General features: G+C 40.0%; 12 protein-coding genes. 4 read left to right on the top strand and 8 right to left on the bottom strand.

The window, feature by feature from the left end:
- The first annotated feature begins 12 nt into the window (after positions 1–12).
- On the top strand, positions 13–2,169 hold the full coding sequence (locus ACM44_RS01650) for a prolyl oligopeptidase family serine peptidase (RefSeq protein ID WP_048498382.1): 2,157 nt from the start codon (positions 13–15) through the stop codon (positions 2,167–2,169).
- Positions 2,170–2,243: 74 nt separating this feature from the next.
- Here ACM44_RS01650 and ACM44_RS01645 read toward each other — a convergent pair whose 3' ends face one another.
- The 5 genes from ACM44_RS01645 to ACM44_RS01620 form a co-directional block, all read right to left on the bottom strand.
- Positions 2,244–4,754, bottom strand: a complete 2,511-nt coding sequence (locus ACM44_RS01645; RefSeq protein ID WP_048498381.1) for a M1 family metallopeptidase — start codon at positions 4,752–4,754, stop codon at positions 2,244–2,246.
- A gap of 710 nt (positions 4,755–5,464) precedes the next feature.
- Complete coding sequence (locus ACM44_RS01635; RefSeq protein WP_048498379.1) at positions 5,465–6,259, bottom strand: thymidylate synthase; 795 nt, start codon at positions 6,257–6,259, stop codon at positions 5,465–5,467.
- A gap of 78 nt (positions 6,260–6,337) precedes the next feature.
- Positions 6,338–6,778 (bottom strand): GreA/GreB family elongation factor, encoded by a 441-nt coding sequence (locus ACM44_RS01630; RefSeq protein WP_048498378.1) that lies wholly within the window; start codon positions 6,776–6,778, stop codon positions 6,338–6,340.
- A 59-nt stretch (positions 6,779–6,837) separates the two neighbouring features.
- Positions 6,838–7,410, bottom strand: coding sequence for a hypothetical protein (locus ACM44_RS01625; protein WP_048498377.1), 573 nt, complete (start codon positions 7,408–7,410; stop codon positions 6,838–6,840).
- 66 nt (positions 7,411–7,476) lie between these two features.
- Positions 7,477–8,823, bottom strand: coding sequence for an alpha-amylase family glycosyl hydrolase (locus tag ACM44_RS01620; RefSeq protein ID WP_048498376.1), 1,347 nt, complete (start codon positions 8,821–8,823; stop codon positions 7,477–7,479).
- A gap of 135 nt (positions 8,824–8,958) precedes the next feature.
- On the opposite strand from ACM44_RS01620, the gene ACM44_RS01615 reads away from it, so the two are divergent.
- Positions 8,959–9,720, top strand: coding sequence for an exodeoxyribonuclease III (locus tag ACM44_RS01615; protein WP_048498375.1), 762 nt, complete (start codon positions 8,959–8,961; stop codon positions 9,718–9,720).
- Positions 9,721–9,793: 73 nt separating this feature from the next.
- On the opposite strand, the gene ACM44_RS01610 is transcribed toward ACM44_RS01615, so the two are convergent.
- The 3 genes from ACM44_RS01610 to ACM44_RS01600 form a co-directional block, all read right to left on the bottom strand.
- A complete protein-coding gene (locus ACM44_RS01610) occupies positions 9,794–11,128 on the bottom strand; it encodes a trigger factor (protein ID WP_048498374.1) in 1,335 nt (444 codons plus the stop codon).
- A 79-nt stretch (positions 11,129–11,207) separates the two neighbouring features.
- The gene (locus ACM44_RS01605) at positions 11,208–11,756 is read right to left on the bottom strand and encodes a hypothetical protein (protein ID WP_048498373.1); all 549 of its coding nucleotides are present in this window, start codon (positions 11,754–11,756) and stop codon (positions 11,208–11,210) included.
- A gap of 49 nt (positions 11,757–11,805) precedes the next feature.
- Positions 11,806–14,190: a TonB-dependent receptor gene (locus ACM44_RS01600; RefSeq protein WP_048498372.1), complete on the bottom strand. Its 2,385-nt coding sequence runs from the start codon at positions 14,188–14,190 to the stop codon at positions 11,806–11,808.
- Positions 14,191–14,332: 142 nt separating this feature from the next.
- Between ACM44_RS01600 and ACM44_RS15310 the strand changes: the two genes are divergently transcribed.
- Entirely contained in the window at positions 14,333–14,485 is a 153-nt protein-coding gene (locus ACM44_RS15310) for a hypothetical protein (RefSeq protein WP_160303949.1), read from the top strand.
- A gap of 333 nt (positions 14,486–14,818) precedes the next feature.
- A complete protein-coding gene (pfkA, locus tag ACM44_RS01590) occupies positions 14,819–15,805 on the top strand; it encodes a 6-phosphofructokinase (RefSeq protein WP_048498370.1) in 987 nt (328 codons plus the stop codon).
- Positions 15,806–15,844 lie beyond the last annotated feature (39 nt).

The following is a 15,844-nucleotide window of genomic DNA, read 5'->3' as shown; positions in this document are numbered from 1 at the left end:
AAACCCTAAACCATGAAAAAAGTAACTTTAATTTGTATGAGCGCAGCTTTCCAGCTCATCACCGCACAACAGTTCAGTTATCCACCCACCAAAAAAGTAGCGGTAACCGACGAAATTTGGGGCCAGAAAATCCAAGATGATTACCGCTGGATGGAGGATGTAAAAAATCCCGAAATGGTTTCTTGGCTAAAATCACAGGCAGATTTCACCAATTCTCAACTGTCTAAGATTCCCGGTCAAGATCAACTCATCAAGGAATTAAAGCAATACGAACAAATGAACCCGGGATTGAATATTCCCGCCGGAAAATCAGGAAAACGATATTTCTACAATCGGAAAAACGCCGGCGAACAGGTAAGAAAGCTTTATTATCGGGATGGCGAAAATGGCGCCGAAAAACTGCTTTTTGATCCCCAAAAATTTATTGCAGGAAAAACGATGGATTATAACACTCAAATAAGTGATGATGGTTCAAGAATCATTTTTAACCTCAGTGAATCCGGATCGGAACTTGGAGATATTCACATTATGGAGGTTTCGACCGGCCAATTTCTGGCAGATGTGATTCCCCACAGCGAAGGATATTTTTTTGACACGAGCAAATCAGAAATTATTTACAGGCAATTTAAAAGTTATGACGTTCATGATCCTGAGAACAACCTCAATTTACCTTTAAAATTACACAAAATTGGAACTCCAATTTCCTCAGACATCTTATTGGCGAGTGCGGAGAAATATCCAGAATTAGGAATCAAACCCATGGATTATCTTGGCATTTCATCGTATAAGAACTCCCCTTATGTTTTCTTAGGAATATTTACAGTAGATCCGAACGCGATTTTTTACTATGCACCAAAATCCGATTTCAAAAATAAAAAAATAGTATGGAAAAAACTGGTCGACCAAAGAGATGAAATCCATCAAATGTTTGTAGATGGCGAAGATGTTTACTTTCAAACACCAAAAGGCAATTCAAACTTTAGACTAATCAAAACCTCACTGAAAAATCCAGATATTGCCAATGCCAAAGTAATATTAGACGGAAATAGCAACTGGAAAATTGACAGAGTTGTACAGACCAAAGATTTTTTAGTCATTGATCAAGACCACAATGGTATTCAGACCAAAATCGTGACCTACAACCTGCGCAATGGCAAAGAGGAAAGCTTAAATGCAAATCTTGAAGGAAACGTAATGTCCATGCCTTTCAACGAAAATCAAGACGACAATGAAATCGTGTTGATCAACACAGGTTGGACAAAACCTTTCAATGTCTTCCCATACGATCTGGCCGCCAAGAAGAAATGGGAAAACTTTCTAACCGTGAAGTTCAACTTTCCCAATTTGGAAAATCTAGCCTATGAAGAAATCGAATATCCTTCTCATGATGGCGCCATGGTTCCGCTAAGTATCGTTTACGACAAAACAAAACTAAAAAAAGACGGCAGCAACACGGCATTCATGATGGGTTATGGTTCCTACGGCATGATTGCATATGCTCCTGTTTTTCAAAGAAATTATCTGCCACTGCTGAACCGCGGTGTAGTTATCGCTTTCGCTCATGTGAGGGGCGGCGGTGAAAAAGGAAATGATTGGTACCTTGCCGGAAAAAAAACAACAAAACCAAACACTTGGAAAGATTTCAATGCTGCCGCAGAATATTTAATTAAAAATAAATTCACTTCACCAGAGAAACTGGGAATTACCGGAGCAAGCGCAGGTGGAATATTGATTGGAAGAGCAATCACCGAAAGACCAGATCTTTATAAAGTGGCCATTCCCAAAGTGGGATGCCTAAACACTTTAAGGATGGAATTTTCAGCAAACGGACCAGTTAACATACCCGAATTCGGTACCATCAAAGACGAAACCGAGTTTAAGGCACTTTACGAAATGGACGCGTTTCAGCACATCAAAAAAGGAACAAAATATCCTGCACAACTGATTACGACAGGCTTTAATGATCCCCGAGTCGACAGTTTCATTCCTGCGAAATTTGCCGCAAAAATGCAGGATCAAAATGCCTCTCAAAATCCGGTTTACCTTTATGTGGATTACAAAGCGGGACATTTCGGCGGAAGCACTATGGATGAGCAATTTGCACAATTATCTAAAGAGTTTGCATTTCTGCTTTCTGAAACAGGAAATCCAGAATTTCAGGTGAAGTAATCACTCAAAAGAATTATTAAAAAAAAAGCCACCTCAATGCGGGTGGCTTTGTCTTTTTTAAATATCAAATCATCTTATTTGTAAGCCTCAATCGCCTTATTGATCGCATCGATCTGTGCATTGATCGTCGGACTTGACGGATTCGCCTTTAGAACCTGCATCTTTTTGGCAAGTCCCTCTTTCAAGATTTGAACAATCATCATTTTCGCCTGCGGGTTTTGCCCGATCTGGCTCTTCACCTGGGTCAAAACTTTGGTCAGGTTTTCCGTCGCCTTCAAATTATCGGAGCCCATAATCCAGTTGAAGGCCTCTTCCGCAGAAGCGCCCAATTCCGGATTTTGGAATTTGATAAATGGGTAAAACGCAGCAGTTTGCGCAATTGCAGGCATCTGTTTTTCAATCTTATTTTTTACGATGATCGGCAAAAGCTGTGCGATCAAATCATCACTCGCGCCATCCAAATCGATTTGGTTGGCTAAAGCGGAAACCCTGGAAGGATCAATCACAGCAATCGCTCCCAAAGACGCACCTTTTACCGCATTGGAAACCGCGGACATTCCCTTATCAAAAACCGGAAGGTACTTCTTGTCTTTCGTTTTTGCCAAAGCCGTAATTGCAGCCGATTGCACCAATGTTTTCGGATCGTTGACCGCCATTTTCTCCACTTCGGCGAGCGCGGCTTTTTGCTGGTCTGGTTTCGACAAATCCAGTCCGCTTAAAGCCTTTATTCTGATTCTGAAATTACTGTCCTTCAATGCTGCAACCAACGTTTTCACAGAAACAGCATTTTTAGAAGCATTATCTGCAGCATTTTCTACTGCTTTATATCTACTCAAAAATTCTTTGGAATTGGTGTATTGCATAAAATACTGTTCCGGTGTCTTGTTGTCGGTAATTTCCGATAGCAGAACCCCATCTGCATCAATATTCAGCAAGTCCGGACTTTTGGTGATCGAAAAGCTGAAATCATTTTTACTTTTTGCAGCAACCCAAACATTTTGCCTGGTTGGTTTTCCGTTCTCGTAAACATCTATTGCCAAAGGAAACTGAAAATATTGACCCTGATTTTGGATGATCGAAACAGTGACCATTTTTTTCACCGGATCAAAAGTGGAAGTGTAACTCAATTTAGGATTTCCGTTTCCGTAGTACCACTGATTGAAGAACCAGTTCAAATCCTTACCCGAAATCTTTTCTAGTGACAATCTCAGTTGCTGTGCTTCTCCCGTTCCGTATTCGTTGGTTTTCAGGTAATCCGTTAATCCCGCAAAGAATGCATCGTCACCCAAATAATTCCTTAGCATGTGAAGAATGGAGCCACCTTTATTGTAAGAAACTCCATCGAAAACATCTTCTCTGGAATGATAATTAAACCGCACCAAATCCTTGGAAACATTCGACGGGTCGCGGAAATATCCTTCACGGGTTTTCATCAAAGTGTAGTCGGCGAAATCTTTTCCATATTTGTACTCGTTCCATAAATATTCCGAATAATTGGCGAAAGACTCATTAACCGTGATGTTCGACCAAGATTCAGCTGTCACCAAATCACCGAACCAATGGTGGAAGAGTTCATGGGAAATCACGTCCTCCCAACGGTTTTCATCAATCAAATCTCCTGGTTTTTGCTGCGCCATGGTGGAATGAAGTGTGGAAGTGGTATTCTCCATTGCTCCAGAAACGTAATCCACACCCGTGATTTGTGAATATTTTGGCCAAGGATAATCGTAATTTAATCTTTTAGAAAAAAATTCGATCATTTCAGGGGTGTTCCCGAAAATCTGTTTGGCATACGGTTCATACTCCTTTTCCACATAATAATCCACCGGAATGTTTCTCCATTTATCTTTCACCACAGCATATTCACCAACTCCCATGAAGAAAAGGTATGGTGCGTGTTTTTTGTCCATCACCCAATGGTCGGTCCGCAAATTATTGCCCTCCTTTTTGGAATCCTTCAAAACACCATTTGACAAAGTCAAATATTTATCTGGAACGGTCATATAGATTTCCTGGGTGGTTTTCTGGTTCGGTTTGTCTATGGTTGGGAACCAAACTGAATTCGATTCTGTTTCTCCCTGAGTCCAGATCTGGGTCGGTTTACCACTCTCCTTTCCTTGCGGATTGATGAAGTAAAGTCCTTTCGCGTCAGTTATTGCGGCGCTTCCCACCTGTTTCACTTCATTCGGTCGGGCTGTATATTTGATGTAAACCGTGTAATCCTGATTCCTGCTGTAGGTTTTATCAAGATTAATTTTCAGCATATCATTTTTGTAGTCGTACTTCAATGGCGATTTTGAACCGTTTTTGTCTAAAGCCACTTCGTGGATGAGCATCGCTTTCGCATCCAAAACCAAGGAATCACTTGGATAAAAATGTGGCGACGCAGAAATCCACGCCTCACCGTTCATCTGTTCTTTTTGGTAATCGAAATTCACCTTCAGTTTGGTGTGTTTCAACTCGGTGGTTTTGGTGTGGGTTGCTCTGTAAATTTCAGTTCTTCCGGAAGTATCGGTTTGCGCGAATGCGGTTTGGGAACTAAAGATTACACCCAATAAAAGGGCAGAAATTAATATTTTTTTCATAATCTATTTTGTTGAATTTTTGATATAGAGCGGTTGTTAAAATTGGTCTTTAATTTTCAGAAAAAGTTACAAAAAAAGTGAAGTTGTGCTTCACTTTAATCTTAAAATCTCATTCAATTTTTCCGGATTTGACTTAGTGGTCAAAAACAACACTATTTCTACCGAATCCAAATGCAATACAAATTAAACTTTCACTTGTTTTTTTCCTAAAAAAGCATACCGAAATTTTTTTTGCCCGACTGCAAAAGGATATGAAATTCATTTATCTCGAAGAGATTGCACGAACTTTTGCAAATCATGTTCAAAAACACGGAGTTCTTTTTCAGTCCACCGATTTCCCAGAAAATCAACAATTTATTTGAGGCTTTCTATTGCCGTTTTAGAATAAATGATTTTCATTTGATCCGAAAAATAGAATCCATTAATTCTTGAGAATGCGCTACAAATTCTCCATTCTTAATTTGTTTTCTGCTTTTCTCCATGACTTTTCCAAACTCCTCAGATCTTTTGATTTCTTCCCAGGAATAGTTTTTTTCTTCCTCGGAAACATCAATGCTTTTGACGCCTTTTATCTGTGTCAAAAGTTTCTTGATGAAAGAAACATCTGCGTTATCTTCTAATTTAATGGTAATTTCTATCGCTGAATTTTTATCAAAGTTAAAGTTTTATCTGTGAACTTTTTCTAAATTAAAAAATGATCATCCAGTGATTTATACCGCGACCGGCGCTTTGATTCCCGGATAAGGATCATAATTTTCTAAGGTAAAATCCTCAAAATCAAAATCGAAAATATCTTTAATTTCCGGATTCAGCTTCATGGTAGGCAACTCTTTCGGTGTGCGCGAAAGTTGCTTGTGAACCTGCTCGAAATGATTGTTGTAAATATGGACATCGCCGAAAGTATGCACATAATCGCCAACCTCTAAACCGCAAACCTGCGCAACCATCATCAGCAGCAACGCATAACTCGCAATGTTGAACGGAACTCCCAGAAAAACATCTGCACTTCTTTGGTACAGCTGAAGCGATAATTTGCCATCCGCAACATAAAACTGAAACATCGCGTGACACGGCGCTAAAGCCATGTTCGGAATTTCCGCCACATTCCAAGCGGAAACGATTAATCGTCGGGAATCGGGATTCTTTTTGATTTGGTCTATAACTTCAGTGATTTGGTCAATCACTTTGTTGTCGGCTCCTCGCCAACTTCGCCATTGTGCGCCGTAAACGGGGCCTAGATTTCCGGTTTTATCTGCCCATTCATCCCAAATAGAAACTCCATGATCATTCAAATATTTCACATTGGTGTCGCCTTTCAAAAACCAGAGCAATTCGTAAATAATCGATTTCAGATGGACTTTTTTCGTCGTCACCAAAGGAAAACCTTTCGATAAATCGTACCGAAGCTGGTAGCCAAAAACACTCCTGGTTCCGGTTCCGGTTCGGTCGGTTTTGTTGGTTCCATTGTCGAGAATATGCTGTAGTAAATCGAGGTAGTTTTGCATTCTTAGATTTGAAGTTTGAAGCCTGTCTGCCGACAGGTAAATTTGAAATTATAAATTTGAGATTGTAACCGCTCAAATTTACCAAATATTTTTAATGGTTTGTCCTATATTATTCACGATAAAAGTTTCGCCGGCTTTCTTTCCGTGCATCGCTTTTGCCAATGGGCTTTCTGTAGAGATGACGAATATTTTTTCGCCATTAAGCCTAACCTCTCCCCATGAAACCGTAATGAAAAACTTCCCGTTTTCCGTTTGCACCAAACTGCCAAAGCCGATAGACTGATGCGGAACCGGATTGATGTTTTTCACCATATTCAGCGAGTTTGAAAAGGCATTCAGCTGAATCTGGAGATTATTAATTTCCTGCTGCACCCTTTCCCGGCCGGTTTCATACTTATCGCCCATCGAACTTTTGGTTTCGTTGTTGGCAGCGCGGGTTTCGGCAATCAATCGTTCTAAATTTTCAATTTTTTCTGATAATTTATTTTGAATGATTTGAAGGAGTTCGGATTTGTTCATTTTTTTTGGGGGGAACCCTTTCAGCCTTCCGAAGGCTGAAAGGGTTGAGTTGATTTAATTTAATAATTTTTATGACATAAAGCAAAGTTTTCCCTATCATCAAAATACGCTAACACTTTACCTCTTTGAATTTTTGTTGGTGATTCTGAAAGCATCGTAGGATAAGAACTCCATTTATAATCTTCAATATTTTCAACAATACCATGATGCTTAGGATTATTGTGAATGTACAAAATTAATTGCTTTAAATAATTTTCATGCTCAACCATTTTTCTCTCAAATGGCTTTTCAAACAAACTGCCTGATCTGCGATATCTTTTATTTATAGCCAAAGTATAAGCATTAAAAAAATGAGAAAACTGTCTGGAAGGATCAAAACTTTTAGGTGTTTCAACAGTTGAAAATTGGAAATCAGAAAACACTAAATCCTCCGCATCTTTAATTCTAATCAACAAATGAAAATGACTTCTTAAAAGACAATAGCAATAGATTTCTGAAATTGGAATAATATATTTCGCCAAAAGTTTTAAAAAGTAACGGTAATTCTCCTCTTCAAAGAAAATATCCTGACTGTTATTTCCTCTGTTAAAAATGTGATAAAATCGACCAAATTCGATTTTTTCGATTTGCATTACCTTTAATTTAATTTGCTTGCCAAAAACCCTTTCAGCCTTTAAAGGACTGAAAGGGTTCTGAACTCATTTTTCCATTACCGCATAACCGCCAACAGGCAAGTAAAAACTTTTATCCTGGGCAAAATCCTTTACCGGACCGGAAAAAACATTTTTAAAAATCCCCGAAACATTTTCGTCATCGATGGTAAAGGAAACCGCTTCTTTGGAAAAATTCAAAACCGTTAATACCTCATCTTTTCCATTTTTTCGAACGTAAGCTAAAACCTTATCATCGGCAGAAGTTTTCAAAAGCTGTGTGGATGCAGCTGGATCACCACCTCTTAATGCCGGGTTATTTGATTTTAAGTTAAATAGTGTTTTGTAGAAATCGGCCATTTCATAATTTCCGTTCCATGCTATAACATCTTTTTCGAAGAATTCCAGACGTTTCATATTCGGCAGTTCCTGACCGGAATAAATCAGCGGAACGCCGTTCCAGGTCACTGAAAATACCGCCAAAGGTTTTGCGATCACGCCGTATTTTTCGTATTCGGTTCCGTTCCATGAATTTTCGTCGTGATTGGTAGTGAACCAAGCCCTCATCGAATGGTCGCCGATTGCTGTATATTTCTTCAACAAATCTTTTAATTCTTGCAGCGGCAGATTATTTTTGTAATATTTCTCCGTTTTGTGCATCCAAGTCCAGGTATAACTCGCATCGAAAACCTTTCCGTATTCCGGATTTTCCAGTTCGTCAAATTCACCGAGCCAGAAAAGCGGTTTCAGCGTTTCCACTTTTGGCCGGGCTTCTTCCCAAAAATCCACTTCTACCCAACTTGCGAGATCACATCTGAAACCGTCGATATTCGCTTCCCGAACCCAAAACTTCATGGCTTCAATCATCTGATTCCGCATATTTTGGTTGCTGTAGTCCAGTTCGATGATATCGTCCATTCCGGAGGCGATATGGAAACTTCCATCTGGATCGTGGAGATAAAATTCCGGATTCGTCTTGGTCCAAATGTGGTTCCAGCCGGTGTGATTAGCCACCCAATCGATGATGACTTTAAAACCGAGTCGATGCGCTTCATCCACCAAATGTTTGAAATCCTCCATCGTTCCTAATTCAGGATTGATTGAAGTGTAATCTGCCGCCGCATAAGGACTTCCCATTGGACCTTTCATTTTTTCTGTGGCAATCGGAGTAATTGGCATGAACCAAAGTGTCTCCACTCCCATCGCTCTCAGTCGCGGCATTTCTTTTTCGAAAGCGCGGAAAGTTCCTTCCTTGGTATATTGCCTTACATTAACTTCGTAAATATTGGTGTGGCGTTTCCATTCGCTGGGTGATTCCATTTTTTTATTGGCTTTTTGAGTGGTACAGGAAATAATTCCGAGTGCGACAATCGCTAAGATAACGAGTTTTTTCATTGCGGAGATTTAGGGCAAATTTATTGAATTTTATTTCAAAACAACCTTTAAGCATCACTTTAAAATCATTCATTTTTTTAGTATCTGCCGCTTCAGTTCAAAGCAAATTCCCTATTTTTGAGAAAATAATTTTTAATGAAAATCATCAGCTATAATGTGAACGGCATTCGTGCCGCATTCAGCAAAGATTTTGTGGGCTGGCTAAATGCTGCACTTCCGGATGTGATCTGCATCCAGGAAAGTAAAGCCGGGAACGACCAAATCGACATCGAGGCGTTTGAAAAAATCGGTTATCACAGTTTCTGGCATTCTGCCCAAAAGAAAGGATATTCCGGTGTCGGAATCGCTTCGAAAGTGGAGCCGAAACACGTGGAATACGGTTGTGGAATTGAAAGCTACGATTCCGAAGGAAGAATTATCCGTGCAGATTTTGAGGATTTTTCGGTGATTTCGGTTTATGTTCCTTCCGCTTCCAATATCGACCGGTTAGACTTTAAAATGCAGTTTTGCTACGATTTTCTGGATTACATCAAGGAACTGAAGAAAACGATTCCGAACCTGGTTATCTCCGGCGATTTTAATATTTGCCACAAACCGATCGACATCCACAATCCGGAAGGTTTGAAGAATGTTTCGGGATTTTTGCCCATTGAAAGGGAATGGCTGACCAAATTCATCGAGGAATGTGAATTGATCGACAGTTTCCGGTTTTTCAATGATCAACCCGACAATTACACTTGGTGGAGTTACCGACAAAATTCCCGCGAAAGAAACAAAGGATGGCGATTGGACTACAATTTCGTGAGTTATCCGCTAAAGGAAAAATTATCCCGCGCGGCGATTTTGAAGGAGGCTTTTCATTCCGACCACTGTCCTGTTTTGGTGGAACTTCAATAGTTTTAATAGACTTTAAATACAAAAAAATCCGTCCTGAAACTTCAAGACGGATTTGTTATTTATTGTTGAAAAATTATTTTTTCAATTCCTCCAAAAATTCATCATGAGAAATTTTGGTTTCTTTTTTGGTGGCCTTCTCCAAAATAACATCTTTCAATTTTGCCATGGCAACTTCAGATGAAATCTGGCGAACCTGCTCCTGGTCTTTCAACATTTCCACTGCATATTTTTGAACTTCCTCGTCACCTAAATGGTGGATTCCGTACATTGCCAATTGGTTTCTCACCAATTGTTCAGCCTGTCCCAGAACATCTGCATAATCCAATTTGATGTCGTTGTCGTTCATCAATTTACCTTCCAGAATCTGGTATTTCAGGATGTTTTTTTCTGCTTCCAGGATTTCTTTGGCCTGCTCTTCGGTCTGCACATTTTCATTGCTGTAAACCAACCATTTTGTCAAGAAAGTTTCCGGAAGTGTCACCTCTTCTTTTTCATTGATTTGAGCCAAAATCTTATTGACGAAATGCACGTCTGCATTTTGCTGGAAATACTCGTCAAGTTCAGATTTTACTTTTGCTCTTAGTTCCTCTTCAGATTTGATATTTCCTTCGCCATAAACTTTGTCAAAGAGATCCTGATTGAGTTCAGCCAGCTCCAGTCCATAGAAATCTTTCACTTTCACTTCCAATTCTTCGTGGTGCAGATGTTCCACCTCTTCTTTTCCGAAGCCGAGCTCTTTTGCCAAATCTTCATTTTTCTCCAAATCCGCTTTGGTCACTTTCACGGTTCCGTCCATCGCCAAATCTTTCACCAGTTTGAAAGCCTCTTTTTTATCGGCGTTTACCACGGTTTGTTTTGGATGGTGATGATGTTCACCTTCTGCGTTTTCTTCCACGATTTGGGAAATTTCCAAAGCTATATGGGAATCTGCTCCGATTTTGTCCTGTGGAATCTGAGTTGCGAAACGTTTCTGCATGTTTTCGATGCTTTGTCCGATTTCCTTGTCAGATGCTTCCACCTTGAAGTGAGGTGCTTCATACTTCGACAAATCCACAGAGAAATTCGGTTCGTAACCTACTTCGAAAGCCACAGAAAGCTGATCTGCATTGTGGTTGAAATCATCCACTGGTTGTGGCACCGGTTGACCAACCAACCTTAAATTATTTTCGGTGATATAATTATTGAGCGCGTCAGAAACCTGTTTGTTGATTTCCTCGAAAGCGATTCCTGCTTCATATTGCTTTCTCACCATGCTTAATGGCACTTTTCCTTTTCTGAAACCTGGAACCTGTGCATTTTTTGCAAAATTGAGGAGTTGCTTTTCCACATTATCTTTGTAATCTGACTTATCTAAAGTAACTGTAAGCAATGCACTTACCTCATCATGGTTTGTCGCTGTAACGTTCATTTTTCTATTAAAATTTTAGGTTGCAAAAATAGGAATTTTTTTTTGAATTCTTGGTGCCGAAAAAACAGTTGCATCAGTCTTAATTCGAAATCCCGAAAGTGGCCACCGCATCGGTTTCTCCTCCGTTTGCGGTTCCAAATGCGGTTCCGTTCTGCACTTCACTTACCGAAACTGCATCGTGGATTAGCGTAAGGACAAGTTCGGGTGATGACGAGTTCGCTGCTTTCACCACTTCCCATTTCGTCACCAAGCCGAGTTTATTTCCATCAGTTCTTGTGGAGCTTTCATCGTCAATTCTTGTAAAATTGATGATCGAGCCATGAAAATCAAAAATCAGGAAATGCTCGTCTTTCGCCGCAATGATACTTTCGGTTTCATCTTCATTTCCGTTTAAAAATACCGCGTTTACGGTGTAGGTTTTACCATCGGTCAATTTGATGACCGGATTTGTCGCGGAATTCACGGTATAATTATAGGTTTGGGTAATTCCCGTTTCGTCGTCTTTCACGTTTAAGATGATGTTTGAAATATCTTCCTGCGAAAGCACGTCCAGATCTTCATCAGCTCTGGAGCAACCGGCGGTAAATATTATGGTTAAAATCAGAATTAAATATTTTAAAGATTTCATAAATGTATTGTTAAAAGTTAAGCGATATTAATTGAAGCCTGTCTCTTATCTAAAAATTATATTTCAGATTCAGAATAACGTTTCTTCCCATTTCATAAGAGAAAAACCGTAACCTGTTCAGATAGTCTTTGTAATTTACATCGAAAAGGTTGGTGATTTTCAAGCCGGCCGAAAAACCTTTGACGAAATCAATTCCGGTTTGTAGGCTCCACAAAGAATAACTCGGCGGCGGAGTAGATAAGTCAAGAGTTTTTTCCACTTCCACCCCATTTTCATAAATGTGGATCGATGGATTATAATCGGGAAATCTGTTTTGATGCAGGAAAGTCTGGTTTTCTACCTTAAAATAGAAATTTCGCCATTCCGCTTTCGAAAACTCCAAACTGTTGGCAAAATTCGGCGGAAGCATCAAGATCAGCGGCTGATCGTTCGTCACATCCTGTCCATAAACATAGGAGAATCTTCCTTTATAACTAGTATTCGGAGTAATATTCAAACCTGCATCGAAATCGATTCCATACATTTTCGCATCGATTTGCCCATAACTCCAAACTGGAAAAACGCCGCGTATGGTGTTCTGGATTCCGGTCGGCACTTCGGTGATGAAATTTTTGGTCAGAAACAGATAATGATTCACAGAAATCTGCAAACCACCCAGAACATTCAGTTTCGAATCAATGTTCAGGTTAAACTGATGCCCTTCTTCATTTTTCATTCCCAAGTTCCCCACCTCGATGATCGCCGCAGAATGGTGAAGTCCATCCGCGAAAAGTTCTGCAATATTTGGCGTCCTTCCCACATTTGCATAATTGAATTTTAAATCAAATCCGCTCGAAGGTCGAAATTGAACACCCGCATTGAACGAAAGATTTTTGTAAGTCAAAACCGGATTGCTGAAAACTCGGTTTCCATCGGTTTTTACATAAAATTGTGAAAAACTCTCGGAATAGAAGTTTTCCCAAGTGCTCAGATCATACCATTTTTTCGCGTCATATTTGGTTGCATCATATCGCAAACCTGCTTCCACATTTAATTTTGGACTGATTTTATACTTAAAGATGGAATAAACTCCGCCCGAATATTTGGAATAATTTGGCACCAGTCTCCTTGCCTGAGTTTCAGGAGTGGAGTAATTGTATTGATAAGCCAAATCGATCCCGGTTTCGAAATTCCAAAACGGTCTTTCAATTAAATCATTGATATTAAGCTGGTTGGTAAAAAGCTCCAGATCCAGTGACGGAATCTGGGCCAGTTCGCCGCGGCGCACATCGAACTCCTTTCTGTGATTGTACTGAAAACTATAATCCACCGTAATCTTCCCAATATCTTTAAATCTCTTAAAAGCAGAAATCTTCGCCAAATGATGCTGCACATCCTGTTTCGGATTTTCAATGGCATAAGAAAAATCGCGTTGGTAAATCGGAACATCAGTGGTCAAAGCTTTATAGAAATCTTCGAGATTTCCCAAATCCGAACCTCTGTAAATTCCGATTTGTTGGTTGGTGAGGCTGTAATCGAAAGAAATCCCCTGAAGAAAAGAATTGTGCTGCAAAGTGAAATTAAAGGAATTCACCTGCAATCCGGTATTCATCAGAAGGTACTCCGGTGTGTGCAGATCCCCTGATTTTTTGAACCCACCGTTCGTTTTCAGAGCCCATCCGCTTTCCCAGGTTTTCACCAAGTTCAAATCGAAACCAATTCCACGGCCGTTTGAAATTCCGGAGAGATTGGCTTCCCCTTTCAAGGAATCCTTTTTCGGAAAAATCCCCGGTTCCATCACCACTACTCCACCGATGGCGTCGCTTCCGTATTTCAGTGCAGATGCACCCTTAATCACGTCGATGTGCTCAAAATTGTTGATGTCCACATTCGGAGCATGCTCCACTCCCCATTCCTGTTCCGCCATTTTCACCCCGTTGTTGATGATCAGAACCCTACTTCCATAAAGTCCATGGATAATGGGTTTCGAGATGTTATTCCCTGTTTTCAAGGCGCCCACTCCGGAAATATTCGAAAGTACGTTTCCTAAATTTTCAGTAGAATTTCGGGAAATGGTCTCCTGATCCAGCGTTTTCAGAATCATTGACGCATTGGTTTTATGGGTCCGCTGAAAAGTGATGGTTTCAATTTCTTCGATGTGGTGCTCCAGATTAATGGTGATTTCCAAATCTTTGTCCACCACCAATGTCTGCGAAAAAGTCTCGCAATCTGGGTGATTTGCAGTTAAAATATAGGTTCCTTTTTTTACATTTTTAAAGGCAAATTTCCCGTTTTCATCAGAAATTGCGGTGTAGTTTCCAATTTTTATGGAAGCTTCACGAAGCGGAACTTTATCATGGAAATCAATGATTTTCCCTTGAATACTGTAGTTGTTTTGGGCATTAAAGAAAGCCAGTCCGAAAAAGACCAGAATTATATTTAGAATAAATTTCATTAAGATTAATTTTTGAATGAATTATACACGAACATGCAAAAACCAAAGAACCAATCCTTAACAGGTTGGCTTGAAGGCTTCTTGCAACATTTTCATCAGAAATGTTTTTTACTTAAATGAAATTGGAAGGTGGACCGCGAAGTTGAAAATAGAATATATCAAGCTTGGAAAACCTTTGCTGAAAGGCGAAGAACTGCTCTTTAAAATCCAAAAACTTGGAGAAATCAAAGCTAAAGTGATCCGGGACAAGTGTTTTGCCGCCATGGAGAAAATGACAGGAAAGACAGTCTTTTAAATCCGGCGAAAGGTGACTTGTGGTAAATGTTTTTTCGGTTTTTTGAAAGTGAAAATCCTTAAAAACCTCACCACTTCCGTGATCATGAAAATTTTGAGAAAATAGCGCCACAAAAAGATAAACCCCTGTAAAAAGAGTCGAAAACAATTTTTGCAATGCCGGATTTCTTAACATGCTGCGAAAATACTAAAATTCACCAGAATCAACTTACCTTTTAATGGATTTTAAGACTTTCATATTAAAATGGAATAGCTAGACTTAATCTAAATCTTCAAATTTTTCGATTCTATTAATTGGTGGAGTTTTCGTAAATTTGTACTGAAATTTTCATATATGTCAGAAAGTTTGATTAGCAAGATTGGCGTATTGACTTCCGGTGGTGATTCACCCGGAATGAACGCCGCAATCCGCGCGGTAGTAAGAACCGCAAACCACTACAATATAGAGTGTTACGGAATCCGAGAAGGTTACAACGGATTAATCCACGACGACTTTACCAGAATGGGACCCAGATCGGTGAAAAACATCATCACCGAAGGCGGAACTATTCTGAAATCCGCACGTTCGCTGGAATTCAAAACTACCGAAGGTCGAAAAAAAGCGTACGAAAACTTGGTAAAGCGCGGAATTGATGCATTGGTCTGCATCGGTGGAGACGGTACTTTCAGAGGTGCCAAAATTTTCAGCGAAGAATACGGAATCAGAGTCATCGGTATTCCAGGAACCATTGACAATGATATTTTCGGAACCGACAATACGATTGGTTACGATACTGCTTTGAATACGGCAATGGACGCCATCGACAAAATTCGGGATACCGCCACTTCTCACAACCGCGTATTTTTCGTGGAAGTGATGGGAAGAGATGCCGGATTTATCGCCCTGAACAGCGGCATTGCAACCGGTGCATTAGACATCCTGATCCCGGAGAAAAAAGACAGCATCGAAGAACTTTTCGCAACTTTTGAAAAAGCTGAAAAGGCAGGCAAGTCATCTAGCATCGTGGTTGTAGCAGAAGGTGAACAGCTCGGAAGCATTTATGATTTGGCGAAAGCCACCAAAAATGGTTTTCCGGACTATGATATTCGCGTGGTGGTTTTGGGTCACATCCAAAGAGGTGGTTCGCCGAGTTGCGCAGACCGCGTTTTGGCGAGTCAGCTTGGTTACGGCGCGGTGATCGGATTGATGGAAGGTCAAACCAAAGTGATGGCGGGAATGCAATCCAACAAATTGGTTTACACTCCGATTGAGGAAGCCATCAAAAAACATAATGAAATAGACAAAAACCTACTGACCATTTCAGAAATTCTGGCGATTTAAACATCAAATAAAAGAAACTAACTATAAATTTAATTTAAA

Origin of the sequence: Chryseobacterium koreense CCUG 49689, assembly GCF_001045435.1 — a bacterium.
Taxonomy (GTDB): Bacteria; Bacteroidota; Bacteroidia; order Flavobacteriales; family Weeksellaceae; genus Kaistella; species Kaistella koreensis.
Note: the sequence above shows the minus strand (reverse complement) of the source record. Positions and strands in the feature narration are given on the sequence as shown.